This is a genomic window from Ruegeria sp., assembly GCF_028066395.1.
GTDB lineage: Bacteria > Pseudomonadota > Alphaproteobacteria > Rhodobacterales > Rhodobacteraceae > Ruegeria.
Map to the genome: position 1 here is coordinate 1 of NZ_JALCBM010000034.1, position 12,945 is coordinate 12,945.

The window sequence follows — 12,945 nt, forward strand, 5'->3', positions numbered from 1 at the left end:
GATATTCCAGAACCGACATTGCCCAAAAGAAGAACGCCAATGCGCCGATTTATCCTGATCTTCGTGCTTTTGACCGCCTGCGCCACCCCACCCGAGCCCGAGACATCCGCGCCCGAACCCGCACCGGTCGATCTGGCCTTTTGTTTGGGAGAGCCCTTTGCGGATTCCATCGGCCAGCCGGTTTCGACCATTCAAACCAACCTGCCCGAACGGTCGCGGGTGCTGGGCCCGGATGACATCGCCACGCAGGATTACCGGATCGACCGGCTGAACGTCTACGTGGATGGCAACGGCATCATTCAGCGCCTGAGCTGTGGCTAGCGAAAGGCACTCGAATGCCAATTGCTACTGATCACTCTGTTCAGATCTGCGTCCATTATTTATCTCCTTTAACAATAAATTCCCGAACTACGCGAAACCCCAAATATTCGCGTCTGCGATCCTCAGTTGGGCGTATTCGCCAAGCAAGGCGCACACCATCCATGGCCGTGTTATAGGCCCCGCCTTTGGTTGCGCGTCTGCATGTGTCTTGGGATTCCGCATGGGCCAGATACGCACTATCCGTTGGCAGACCCAGATGTTCCTCCGTCCAGCACGACAAAGTCAGTTCGTAGACGTTCCCCGACATGTGCCGTACACCCCATGCGTTGGCAGCGGCGAGTTCATCAACCGGGACCGGGACGCGTCGGTTCTTAAGTTCTGGCAAAGACACGCCGCGCCCGCGCAGGTGTTCCGTCGCTTTGCGTGAAAAGTTCGCCTGATCTGCGGTCAACTCGTCGCCCTGTGCAAACCGGGTCTCCGTCCCGGCGCGGGCGGCGTATTCCCACTCGGCCTCGGTCGGCAGACGATATACATCCAAACCAACCAGTGTGTTCAGCCACGCCACGTATTCCAGCGCGTCCAGATAAGAGACGTTGATTACCGGGTGTTTGGGACCCAGTTCTTTGTGACCGTAGAGGGTAAGCACGTTATGCTCCGGCACGTGAGAGCATCCACCATCTTCGACACAGGCCATCCATTCTGCATGCGTGACTTCGTTGCGGCCAATCGCATAGGGGATATCCATCTCGACCCGGTGGCGGGGATGTTCGCTGGGCATGATGTTGATCTCATCGGGACCGCGCACGCCGATATAGCCGTCCTTGCCGTAAAACGTGAATCGATTGCGGGATTCACCAGGGATTGCCCCCATCATGAACGCGCCGGGGGGCATGACGATCATTTCGGGGCAAAGGGCACAGTCCTGAAAGGTCTCAAGCGGCTTTGCAGCGATTTCGGCATTGGCCTGCAAGGCAAACGGCAAGCCCCAGATCAGAGCCAGCAGGTATGATAGATACGGTAGCTTTAAGCGGTTGAAAGGCATGTCTGTGGCAAAGTCCTGAATTTGATCTCTGTACTTCCAATGTCCCGGAGTTTGGATCACGTCAGCGGGTGTATCGCAATCGGAAACGCAGGCTTTCGGTTGGGTCATTCTCGACTCGGTGGGTGATTCTCAAGTAAGAACAAAATGAGAACATATTGATGTCTGCCCGATGCCCAAACGCCGAATACTCTCGCTCTGGTTCCCGCGTCTGGGGGCTGAACGGCTGGTCCGCGCCGCGCGGGGCCTGCAGGATGGGCCTTTGGCCGTGGTGGCGGAACAGGCGAACATGCAGGTGGTCACCTCGCTGAATGCTGACGCTCAGGCCGCTGGTCTGCGTGTCGGTCAGCCGGTGCGCGATGCCCATGCCATGTGCGCCGCCCTTGTCACCCGCCCTCGTAATATCCCGGCCGAGGCCGCGTTTCTGACCGTCTTGCGCCGCTGGGCGGGCAAGTTCAGCCCTTGGGTGGCTGAGGAAGCGCCGGACGGGCTGATCGTCGATCTGTCGGGCTGCGCCCATCTGTTTGGCGGAGAGGAAACCCTGCTGAGTGTTATTGAGACCGACTGCGCCGATATGGGCCTCAGCGTGCAGATGGGCATTGCCGATACGCTGGGCGCGGCCTGGGCGCTGGCGCGGTATGCCGGGCAAGAGGCCACATCCGACCGCACTGGCGACGCCATCAGCCAAGAGGCCCGCGCCACCCGAGCCCGCGCCACCAAACGGCGGCACTGGACCCGGGGCGGGGCCGCGCCTCAGGTGGTGGCGTTGGGTGGCGGCGCGCGGATTGCAGCGCCCGGGCAGTCCTATGGCGCGCTCAGCCCGTTGCCCATCGCGGCGCTGCGGTTAGAGGATCAGGTGGTGGCGCAGCTGAACCGTCTGGGCCTGCGCCGGATCGGCGATCTGCTGGGGCAGCCGCGTGCCAGCTTGGCGCGGCGGTTCGGACGCGGGCTGGTGCTGCGGCTGGATCAGGCGATGGGCAGCGCGCCCGAGCCGGTGTCTCCGGCCCGCCCGCCGCATCACTTTGCGGTACGGATGACCTTGCCCAACCCGATCGGCCTGATCGAGGACATGATGGCCGCCATCGACCGGGTGCTGCCCACGCTGTGCGCCAAGCTTGAGGAAAAGGGGCGGGGGCTGCGCACCCTGCGGCTTGAGGCGCATCGCGCCGATCAGGCGGCTGAGATCATCGAGGTCGGTCTGGCCCGCCCGACCCATGACAAACATCGCATTCGCCCTTTGTTAGAAATGAAACTCGACAAGATCGACGCAGGCTATGGCATCGACATGCTGCGGCTTGAGGCGATCCAGACCGAACCCATCCACGCCCGCACCATGACCGGCCATGCCGAGGCCCGGCGCGCGGTCCGCGACCGGCTGGACGGCAATACGGGTCTGGATGACCTGATCGGTAAACTGGGCGCGCGGGTCGGGCTGGACGTGATCACACGACATCATCCCGCCGCCTCACATATCCCCGAGAAAACCGCACAGATACTGGCCGCAGCATGGTCGAAACCGGCGCGAGACTGGCCCGCCCCACCGCGCCCACGCCCCTTGCAGATGTGGCAGCCCGAACCGGTGATGGCCCCGGACACCCCGGATGTGCCCGCCACCTTTCGCTGGCGCGGGCGTGACTGGCAATTGGCGCAGGCCACCGGCCCGGAACGGATCGCGCCGGAATGGTGGCTGGACGACCCCAACTGGCGCAGCGGCGTGCGCGATTACTGGGTGGTGGTGACCGAACAAGGTGAACGGCTGTGGCTGTTCTACGGCCATGGCGGCACTCTGTCGGCAGGCTGGTTCTGTCAGGGGCAGTTTGGCTAAATAGCACCTATTTAGGCTCTATCTTCCACGGTAGATCAACACATCCGGCAGATAGTCGATCACCCGGACCAACCAGGAAAACGGCACCGGGAAATCGGTACGGAACCGGCGGCGGGACATGGCCTTGACCACACGCTCTGCCGCCTCTTCGGACGTCATCAGCATCGGCATTTTGAAGCTGTTCTTCTCGGTCAGCCGGGTCTTGATGAAACCGGGATTGACGATGCGCACCGTCACCCCGGTGCCTGCCAGATCATGCCGCATCGTCTCGGCCAGAGAAATCAGCGCCGCCTTGCTGGCCCCGTACCCGATGGCCGCGGGCAAGCCGTGATACCCCGCAAGCGAGCCGATCAGGGTGATATCCCCCCGGCCCGCGCGAACAAGGTCGGGCACGGTTTCCCCCAGAACCCGCAATGCGCCGGAAAAGTTCACATCGTTCATCGCCAGCGCGGCCTTGGTGTTCCAATCCGCTGTCCTCATCGGCTCATAAGCCCCGGCATTATAGACCAGCCCATCCACCACGCCGATCTCGGCTGCAGTACGCGAAACAGAGTCTAAATCGGTGACATCCAGCGGCACGGGCCGCGCATTGGGCAGGGCTGCACAAATCTCGGACAGGCGGTCGGCGTTGCGCGCCGACAGGATCAGATGTGCCCCGCGATGGGCCAGCGAGCGGGCCAGCGCACGGCCCAGCCCTTCGCTGGCGCCGATGATCCAGTATGTCTTCCCCTCAAAGCTGCTCATGCCTGTGCCATCTCCATTATCTGTGACCTTTTACGAAGCCCCGAAAAGACTGGATCACGCGCGCGGAAAAGAAACCGGCACCCCATCACCCGGGATCACAACCCGGTGCATTCCTGAAAAATATCCGATCCGATTGATCCAGCGCCACATATCCTGCGTATCCCATTGTAAATACCGCATAACGAGGATGAAATGTTCGACGAAACCCGGGGCGCCCGCAAGAAAATCGCAGTCATAGGTGCAGGTATTTCAGGGCTGTCCGCCGCCTATTACCTGTCGGACACTCATGATATCACCCTGTATGAGGCCGAACCCCGATTGGGCGGCCATGCCCGCACTGTCATGGCCGGCAAGAACGGTGATCAGCCGGTCGATACTGGGTTCATCGTGTTCAACTATGCCACCTATCCCTATCTGACCCGGTTGTTTGATGAACTGGACGTGCCAGTCATCAAAAGCGAGATGAGCTTTGGTGCCACCATCGACAATGGCCGTATCGAATACGGGCTGAACAACCTGCGCACACTGACCGCGCAGAAACGCAATCTGGCGCGTCCGGCCTATTACAAAATGATCGCCGACATCCTGCGCTTCGGCAAACAGGCCCCCAACGCCGCCCGCGACGATGACACCACGATCGGAGAGCTGGTGGATCAACTGCGTCTGGGCCATTGGTTCCGTCACAATTACCTGATGCCCATGTGCGGCGCGATCTGGTCAACTCCGGTAGAGTTCGTGGATCAGTTCCCCGCCCGGTCCCTGGTGCAGTTCTTCCGCAACCACGCGCTGCTGGCCAGTGGTCGCGCCAATCAGCACCAGTGGTGGACGGTCAAGGGCGGCAGCATCGAATATGTCCGCCGGATCGAGGCCGCTTTGCGTACCCGTGGCTGCGACATTCGTCTGGCCAGCCCGGTGCAGCATATCCAGCGTGATGAGTTGGGGGTGAGCGTACACAGCAATGGGCAGACCGACCGGTTTGATGAGATCATTTTGGCCACCCATTCCGATCAGTCGCGGGCCATTCTGGGCGACGCCGCGACCCCGGCTGAGGCTGCCGCGCTTGGCGCGATCCGTTATCAGCCCAACACCGCCATTCTGCATTGCGACCCCGCGCAGATGCCCCGGCGGCGGGCGTGCTGGTCCAGCTGGACCTATCGCTCACATGCCGGGAATGTGGGGGTGACCTATTGGATGAACCGTCTGCAGAACATCCCCGACAGCGATCCGCTGTTCGTGACGCTGAATGCGCCGACCGAGATTCCTGCGGACAAGATTTATGATCAGGTCGAATTCGCTCATCCAGTCTTTGACAAGGCTGCCCTGAAGGCACAGACGCAGATTCGCGCGATGCAGGGGCAGAACCGCACCTGGTTTGCCGGGGCCTATAACAGGCATGGGTTCCACGAGGACGGCATCGCCAGCGCGATGCGTGTCGTCGATCTGATGACCAGCACCCTGCAACCGAACGGAGCGGACAATGGCACTCTGTCACAAGATCCGGGCCTCGTTGCCAGCCTTTGACCTCTGGCGCATTGCGGTTGTTTTGCTGGCGCTGCTGGCCCCGGCAGGGTTGGCGGCATCGCCGCTGTCCAACCATCTGAGTGATCCCAAACTGCTGGGCAGCTCGACCTTCCGGTTTCTGGGCCTGCCGATTTATGACGCACGGCTTTACACACCCGGCGGCGCCCCATTCAACTGGTCCGAAGATTTCGGGCTGGAGCTGACCTATCGTCGGAATATCAAGAAAATGGCCTTAATAGACTCGACTTTGGAAGAGATGGACCGGCAAGGCAACAGCCTGCCCATCCGATCCGAACTGGAGAGTTGCTTTCAGACCATCACCCCCGGCGACCGTTATCTTGCGATCTCGCAGGGACCGGATCGCGTGAGTTACTGGTTTAACGGCAAAATGGCCTGCACCATTGCCCATCGCGGCATCAAACGCGCCTTCATGTCGATCTTTCTGGGCGACAGGACGCGCTCGGCCAGTTTTACCCGGCAGTTGAAGGGTCTGTGATGCTGTATCCTCGGGTCAGCCTCTACGCCTTGATGCTGGCTGCGGCGGGCATCCCGCTGTATATCCACCTGCCGCGCTTTGCTGCCGTTAATCTCGGGTTGGGACTGGGGGTTATCGGAACCGTGCTGCTGGTGATCCGGCTGGTCGATCTGGTGCAGGACCCGCTGATCGGCTGGGCCATCGACCGCTGGCCGGGCGGGCAGGTTCTGTTTGCCAGCGCCGCCGCGCTTGGATTGGCGATTGGGTTTCCACTGCTGTTCAATTTGCCTGAAAATACCAGTATTAGAGCCTTTGTAGCTGTCCTTATCCTGCTGTTCTCTGCCTACAGCCTCGGGACCATCCTGCTTTACGGTCGCAGCGCCACTCTGGCCAAAACCACAGCCCCGAAAGAGCTGATGACGCTGGCCGCCTACCGCGAAGCCGGACAACTGAGCGGCGTGATCCTCGCTGCCGCCGCCCCTGCCGTGTTTGTGGCACTGGGGGCCAGCGCGCAGGGTTATCCCGCCTTTGGTCTGTTTCTTGGTCTGATGGCAGTTGTCACGCTGGTTCTGACCCTGCCGATCTGGCGCCGCACCCCGATCACCGGGCAGGGCCTGTCTTTTGCCGGTCTTGTGCAAGCCGGGGCATTGCGCCTGCTGGTACTGGCGCTGATCAACAGCCTGCCGGTTGCCATCACCTCGACCCTCTTTCTGTTTTTTGTCGAGGACCGTTTGCAATTGCCTGGCAAGGCAGGCGCGTTACTGATCCTGTTCTTCCTCAGCGCCGGGGCAAGCGTGCCGTTCTGGGCACGACTTGCCAATCGGATTGGCCCGAAACAAACCCTGATCATCGCCATGCCCCTGTCGATTGCGGGCTTTATCGGGGCAGCCCTGCTGTCCGCCGGAAACCTTTGGGGGTTCGCCCTGATCTGCGTCGCCTCGGGCGCGGCGCTGGGGGCAGATATGGTGGTGTTGCCCGCCATGTTCTCGGTCGTGTTGACGCGGGCGGGGCTGAATGCATCCTCGGCCTTTGGCTTCTGGTCCTTTGCGGGCAAGCTGGGTCTGGCGCTTGCGGCCTTCTTTACCCTGCCCCTGTTGGAACGCAGCGGTTTCACCCCCGGCCAAGCCAACTCGGCACAGGCATTACAGACTCTAAACCTGGCCTATGCCGTCCTTCCCTGCATCCTGAAACTCGGCGCGTTCAGCATGGTTCTGACATTGCCGACGGAGGTCTCAGCCAAATGAAACTCATCCTGATTGTCCTGTTTGCCGTTCTGGTCGTGATCGTCGCCAAGGCGCGTTTCCTCAGCTTTCGGGCGCAAGCGCCTGCGGATTACGCCAGCACCGGACCCGCCTTTTCGCTGCAAAAACACCTGAACGGAGAGATCCTGTCCGAAGGGCTGATCTATGGCCCGAACGGCAAGATGTCGAACAGCTTCGTGGCGCGGATGGTTGGCGAGTGGAACGGCAATACCGGCACGCTGACCGAAGAGTTCACCTATTCCAACGGCAAGCAGATGACCCGGAAATGGTATCTGACCATGGGCACCGGCAACACTTTCACCGCCACCGCCGACGATATCGTAGGCGAAGGGCGCGGCGTGATCTCGGGCGCGACGGTCAAGCTGACCTATCGCATCATTCTGCCCGAGGATGCGGGCGGGCACACGCTGGATGTCACCGACTGGATGTATCTGACCGAAAATGGCGTGATCATGAACCGGTCCGAGATGCGCAAATTCGGCCTGAAAGTGGCCGAGCTGATCGCCACCATGCGCCCCGCGCCACAGGTCGCCTCGGTCCATCTGAGCCGGGCCAACGGCCACGACGCCGAAGCAAGGCCGCTGCAATGACATCGCGCCGTGGCCTGCTGGGCGTATTCGCCATCGTCGGGCTGGTTGCCCTGACCGCCTGTGCAGCCAAGCCGCGCGTGCCCAAGACCTTTCTGTCTGACCGGCAATTGAACCTTGAAGAGTTCTTTGCCGGCAAAACCGTCGCCCATGGGCAGTTTCAGGACATTCTGGGCAATGTTCCCCGCCGGTTCTCGGTCGAGATTGACGGGACCTGGGACGGTGAGACCCTGACGCTGGTCGAGGATTTCACCTATGACGACGGCGCCACCGAACAGCGCGTCTGGACCCTGACCAAAACGGGTGAAGACACCTGGACCGGCACCGCGCCGGGCGTTCTGGGCACCGCTTCGGGCATCGAGCGTGGCGATACGTTCAACTGGACCTATCGGATCGACCTGCCGGTCAAGGACGGCACCATGCGGGTGAAGTTCGACGATTGGATGTGGCTGCTTAGCGATGACCGTTTGCTGAACCGCGCCTATGTCTCGCGCTATGGGGTGCGGCTGGGTGAGGTCATTTTGTACTTTGAAAAGACATAGCTTTTTATGGCACCACCCTACAGCGGTTGACCCGTAAGGTTTCATCGACCATCCTTGCCGGACCCGGACCGGCCCCTATTTCGCTGCTATTAAACGGACGGTCTGACAGTCTATTTCGACAAGGTCAGGTGTATGCCCGAGACATCGCAGAAGACATATGTTCTGGACACGCACCGCCTGCGCGACCCGGAACAGACACTTGCCATCGTGCGCCCGCATCTGAAACGCATGGGCATCACCCGGATCGCCAATCTGACCGGGCTGGACCGGATCGGCCTGCCTACGGTGATGGTGACGCGGCCTAATTCGCGCTCGGTCGCCGTGTCGCTGGGCAAAGGGTTATCCCTTCGCGCAGCCGAAGCCTCGGGCGTGATGGAGGCTATCGAATCCTGGCACGCCGAACGGATCGAATTGCCCCTGCGCCTAACAAGCCATGCTGATCTGGTAAATGAAGCACATGTTGTCGATGCCCACGCCTTGCCGCAGGTCACTGGCGGGCAATTCGATCCGATGCGCGCCATGCTGTGGGTGCAGGGCCACGATCTGGGTGCGGATCAACCCTGTTGGGTGCCGTATGAGATGGTCGATACCGACTATACCGGCGCGCATAGCGCTGGTCAGGGCGCGTTCCCGCGCACGACCAACGGGTTGGCCTCAGGCAACAACGCAACCGAGGCCAGTTGCCACGCGATCTGTGAATTGATCGAGCGCGACGCGACGACCCTCTGGCATCATCAACCCACCCCTCCGCGTGTCGATCCCGACAGTGTGGACGATCCGCGCTGCCGTCAGGCGATGGACTTGATCTCAGCAGCGGGGCTTGAGATGGGGATTTGGGATACGACCTCGGACATCAGTATCGCCTGTTTTCGCTGCGTGATCACCGAGGCGGGCGGCAAGCCCGGCCATATCGGCATTGGCGAGGGCTGCCACCCCGATCGCGCGATTGCCCTATTGCGCGCGCTGACCGAGGCCGCACAGACCCGGCTGACCTATATCTCGGGCGCGCGCGATGATCTGGACCCGGCAGAGTTCACCGACCAGGCGCAATTGAATCGCTGTACGTATGTGCGCCAGTTGATCGACAAGGCCCCGGCGTCGGGCGATTTCGCGGATTGCCCGACCCATGTAACCGGGTCCTTTGACGAGGATCTGGCCCTGTTGCGGGACCGTCTGGCCACCTGCGGCATGCCGCAGGTCATCACCGTCGATCTGTCCCGTCCCGAATTCGACATCGCTGTGATCCGCGCCGTGATTCCGGGGCTGGAAGCCCCCCACGACGACCCCGACTATGTGCCCGGACCCCGCGCGAAACGGGTCAGAGAGGCCGCCCAATGACTGCTGTAATCTTCGTCGGCCCGACCTTGCCCGCCAAAGAGGTCGCGCAACATCTGGACGCCTCGATCCTGCCACCGGTTCGGCAGGGCGATGTCTATCGCGCCGTCCAGGCCGCGCCTTCGGCCATCGGGATCATTGACGGGTTCTTCGAAGGCGTGCCCTCGGTCTGGCATAAGGAGATTCTGTGGGCCATCGAACAGGGCATCCCGGTCTATGGCAGCGCCAGCATGGGCGCCCTGCGCGCCGCTGAACTGGCCGATTTTGGCATGATCGGTGTCGGGCGCATCTTTCAGGACTATCTAGACGGCACCCTGCAGGACGATGACGAGGTCGCCGTGCTGCACAGCCCCGCCGAGCTTGGGTTTCAGCCGCTCAGCGAGCCCATGGTCTCGATCCGTGCAACGGTGGAGCGGGCGGTTGAGGCGGGAGTTCTGCCTGCGGAGACCGCCGAGGTGCTTCTGCAAACTGCAAAGGCGATGCACTACCATGATCGGGAGTGGAAAGCGATTTGTGACGTGATGGACGGGCAGGCCGGTATGTCCGATTTCTCGGACTGGCTGCCCGAAGGCCGCATTGACGCCAAGGCCGATGACGCGCGCGAGATGCTGTCTAGGATGGCACAGCAGGGCGCACCCAGCCATATCAACGGCACTCCGGTGCGGGTCGAACCCACCCTCGCGTGGCGCGAACTGCGCGCCCGGGTCGATGGTGAGCCTGCCGCCGGGCAGGCCGTGGATCACGGTATCCTCAACGAGCTGCGCCTGACCCCGGAACGCTATGCCCATCTGCGGGATCGCGCGCTGTTGGGCCTGTTGGCGGGTGAGGATGCACAACGCCACGACCGTCAGCCAGACCGGGACGCGCTGGTGCAGCAGATGTCCGCGCATCGGGCCGATGCCGGGCTGCCCCGACACGCCGATCTGATGCGGTGGCTTGAGGCAAACGGCCTGAGCCCGCAAGATTATGAGGCGCTGCTGGCCAGTCGCGCGAGCATCCAATCCGCGATATCGGCGCGCGCGGATGCGCTCAATGCACCTTTGCTGACGGAACTGCGTAAATGCGGGGAGTATACCGATCTGCGCGACCGGGCCGCACGCAAAGCCCGGGCTGTAACTGACCCCGGACCCAAAAATGGCCCGTCGGCGGACCGTTTACAGGTGCTGCTGTGGTATTTTGAAACACGGCTTGACCAAACGGTGCCGGATGATCTTGAATCATACGCAGTTTCACTCGGCCTGGCCGGGCGCGATGCATTTTACGAATTGATCGAAGCTGAATTTTTGTTTTGCCAGTCAGATGGCGACCCCACGGGATCCTGACCCTATTACCGGTGACAGTCCCGGCAGATCGCAGGAGGGTATTTTGATGAACCAACCCTTTGAGGACGAAGCCCCCGGCACGCGGTTTCTGCTGTATCCGCAATCCCCCTATATGGACCCCGACGCCCGGCCCGAACTGATCGAAATCTCGGCCCCGCCCGGCAGTATCGGTGCGGGCCCCTCGGGGCCGCGCATGTACACCGTTAACCCGGTTGACAAAACAACGCCCTATGGGGCCTCGATCCCGACCCCTAGCGGCCCGCAGATGTATCTGCCGCCCTGGGACGGCTACATCCAGCCTCCGCCAGAACCGGACGAGTTCGGCAATTTCATCCATCTCGACCCGTCCGATCCAGCTTTCGAGGCCGCCCATCTGTTCGCCGCCGCCCATTTCACCATGGACGTGTGGGAGGGCTATTTCGGTCGCCCCATCCCCTGGCATTTCGCGCAGGATTTCGAGCGGTTGGAACTGTCGCTGCTGCCCAGCCTCGACAACGCGCATATTGGCTGGGGGTTTCTGGAAACCGGCGGCACGTGGGAACATGGCGACGAATACCGCGCCTACAGTCTGAATTTCGACGTGGTCGCGCATGAGATCGGTCATGCCATCATCTACAGCGTGATCGGCATGCCCTCGGACGGCGACGCGGGCGGCGAATATTACGGGTTCCACGAATCTGCCGCTGATCTTGTGGCGCTGCTGGCCTCGCTGCATTTCGGATCGGTGGTCGATGATCTGCTGCAGAACACGCGCGGCAACCTCTATACGTTCAACCGCCTCAGCCGCTTTGCCGAGCTGTCCGAGAATGCGCAGATCAGGGTTGCTGCAAATGACCGGGTGCTGTCGGAATTCGCGCAAGGCTGGTCCAGCGAGCACGCGCTGTCGGAACCGCTGACCGGCGCGATGTTCGATATTCTGGTCGATATCTACCACGAGCGGCTGCTGGTCCACGACCTTATCCCGCCCGAGATGGAGGACCTGTCGGACCAGTTGGAAGGCGACCCAGAATACAGCGCGGTGATGCAGCAGATGTTCGACACCCGCTATGCGGCCAATCCCGACGGGTTCCGCATCGCCCTGCTTGAGGCGCGGGATTTCCTCGGGTCCTACCTCGCCGACGCATGGGAGATGCTGGATGCCGATATGCTCAGCTATTTCGGCGTGGAACGTGCGCTTTTGACGGTGGATCAGGAAATCACCGGCGGTGCATTCCAGCAGATCATCGAAGGCAATTTCCGCATGCGCGATATCGGCCTGGCCACCGCAGGCCCGCGTCTGGCCGAGCCGGATGAAACCAGTCACGCCTCCTCGGTCCGGACGCAGGTTCCCGGGTGAATGAAGCAAATGGCTTTGATTTTAAGGCAATTTGTGGCATTTTACGCGCGCGGGGTGATATTTTTTTGAAATTGGGCGCAATTTAAGTCGCGCCAAAAAGGGGGGAGATGAGGTCTTTGGCGTCGTCGATCCCGTGATAGGGAGAATTGCTTATGACGGAAACCTTGTTGAGTGTATCTGAAGTGCTGCTATTTGGGCGAGTCATTGAAGACATTGAATTTGTTCCGCTGGAATCAAAGAAATTTATTGCTGCGGCCGCGTCGACAGACAAAGTCTCGGATTTCAAAGGCACTAGTGCGATTGACGGGCAAGCCATCAACGCAAAAGATCATGTGCTGGTTGCGGTTCCCAAGAAGGACAATCCGAACGCCTTCAAAACAAACGGCCTTTATTATGTGAACGATGACGCAAACAATACCTGGACGCGTTTGATCCTGCCCAAGGGCGCTTTGGTCAAAGTCCCAAACGGCAACAACAACTCGGGCGTCTGGAGGCAGAAGAAATCCAGCGCGTCCAAGCAGAAATTTGTGAACATCGAACGCAAGAAGAACGGCGCAAAACGGCAGGGCCTTGGCAACAATCGGCATCTGGACAGTCAACTGGATGAAGATGCCCATTTCGCACGCATCTACGGCT

Annotated in this window: 12 protein-coding genes and 1 pseudogene; 11 read left to right on the plus strand and 2 right to left on the minus strand. The window is 61.1% G+C overall.

Going from position 1 to position 12,945, the window contains the following annotated elements; genetic code table 11:
* The first annotated feature begins 39 nt into the window (after positions 1 to 39).
* A complete protein-coding gene (locus tag MPJ51_RS11905; protein WP_298386689.1) occupies positions 40 to 321 on the plus strand; it encodes an I78 family peptidase inhibitor in 282 nt (93 codons plus the stop codon).
* 55 nt (positions 322 to 376) lie between these two features.
* Here MPJ51_RS11905 and MPJ51_RS11910 read toward each other — a convergent pair whose 3' ends face one another.
* Complete coding sequence (locus MPJ51_RS11910) at positions 377 to 1,471, minus strand: formylglycine-generating enzyme family protein (RefSeq protein ID WP_298386701.1); 1,095 nt, start codon at positions 1,469 to 1,471, stop codon at positions 377 to 379.
* Positions 1,472 to 1,532: 61 nt separating this feature from the next.
* Between MPJ51_RS11910 and MPJ51_RS11915 the strand changes: the two genes are divergently transcribed.
* Positions 1,533 to 3,185: a DUF6504 family protein gene (locus tag MPJ51_RS11915; RefSeq protein WP_298386703.1), complete on the plus strand. Its 1,653-nt coding sequence runs from the start codon at positions 1,533 to 1,535 to the stop codon at positions 3,183 to 3,185.
* Between the two features lie 18 nt (positions 3,186 to 3,203).
* On the opposite strand, the gene MPJ51_RS11920 is transcribed toward MPJ51_RS11915, so the two are convergent.
* Positions 3,204 to 3,929, minus strand: coding sequence for an SDR family NAD(P)-dependent oxidoreductase (locus MPJ51_RS11920; protein WP_298386705.1), 726 nt, complete (start codon positions 3,927 to 3,929; stop codon positions 3,204 to 3,206).
* 192 nt (positions 3,930 to 4,121) lie between these two features.
* Between MPJ51_RS11920 and MPJ51_RS11925 the strand changes: the two genes are divergently transcribed.
* From MPJ51_RS11925 to MPJ51_RS11965, 9 genes and pseudogenes are all read left to right on the plus strand, one after another.
* Complete coding sequence (locus MPJ51_RS11925) at positions 4,122 to 5,450, plus strand: FAD-dependent oxidoreductase (protein WP_298386707.1); 1,329 nt, start codon at positions 4,122 to 4,124, stop codon at positions 5,448 to 5,450.
* Positions 5,407 to 5,946, plus strand: a complete 540-nt coding sequence (locus MPJ51_RS11930; RefSeq protein WP_298386709.1) for a hypothetical protein — start codon at positions 5,407 to 5,409, stop codon at positions 5,944 to 5,946. The genes MPJ51_RS11925 and MPJ51_RS11930 overlap by 44 nt, the downstream gene beginning before the upstream one ends.
* Positions 5,946 to 7,169, plus strand: coding sequence for an MFS transporter (locus MPJ51_RS11935; RefSeq protein WP_298386711.1), 1,224 nt, complete (start codon positions 5,946 to 5,948; stop codon positions 7,167 to 7,169). The genes MPJ51_RS11930 and MPJ51_RS11935 overlap by 1 nt, the downstream gene beginning before the upstream one ends.
* Complete coding sequence (locus MPJ51_RS11940; protein ID WP_298386713.1) at positions 7,166 to 7,777, plus strand: DUF3833 domain-containing protein; 612 nt, start codon at positions 7,166 to 7,168, stop codon at positions 7,775 to 7,777. The genes MPJ51_RS11935 and MPJ51_RS11940 overlap by 4 nt, the downstream gene beginning before the upstream one ends.
* Positions 7,774 to 8,316 carry a DUF3833 domain-containing protein gene (locus MPJ51_RS11945; protein ID WP_298386715.1) on the plus strand — a complete coding sequence of 181 codons (543 nt, stop codon included), beginning with the start codon at positions 7,774 to 7,776 and terminating at the stop codon, positions 8,314 to 8,316. The genes MPJ51_RS11940 and MPJ51_RS11945 overlap by 4 nt, the downstream gene beginning before the upstream one ends.
* A 132-nt stretch (positions 8,317 to 8,448) precedes the next feature.
* Positions 8,449 to 9,654, plus strand: coding sequence for a YcaO-like family protein (locus tag MPJ51_RS11950; protein WP_298386717.1), 1,206 nt, complete (start codon positions 8,449 to 8,451; stop codon positions 9,652 to 9,654).
* Positions 9,651 to 10,973, plus strand: a complete 1,323-nt coding sequence (locus tag MPJ51_RS11955; RefSeq protein ID WP_298386719.1) for a TfuA-like protein — start codon at positions 9,651 to 9,653, stop codon at positions 10,971 to 10,973. Before MPJ51_RS11950 ends, MPJ51_RS11955 begins: the two co-directional genes overlap by 4 nt.
* A 46-nt stretch (positions 10,974 to 11,019) precedes the next feature.
* The gene (locus tag MPJ51_RS11960) at positions 11,020 to 12,309 is read left to right on the plus strand and encodes a hypothetical protein (RefSeq protein WP_298386721.1); all 1,290 of its coding nucleotides are present in this window, start codon (positions 11,020 to 11,022) and stop codon (positions 12,307 to 12,309) included.
* A gap of 152 nt (positions 12,310 to 12,461) precedes the next feature.
* Positions 12,462 to 12,945 (plus strand): annotated as a pseudogene (locus tag MPJ51_RS11965) (hypothetical protein); the annotation flags it as partial.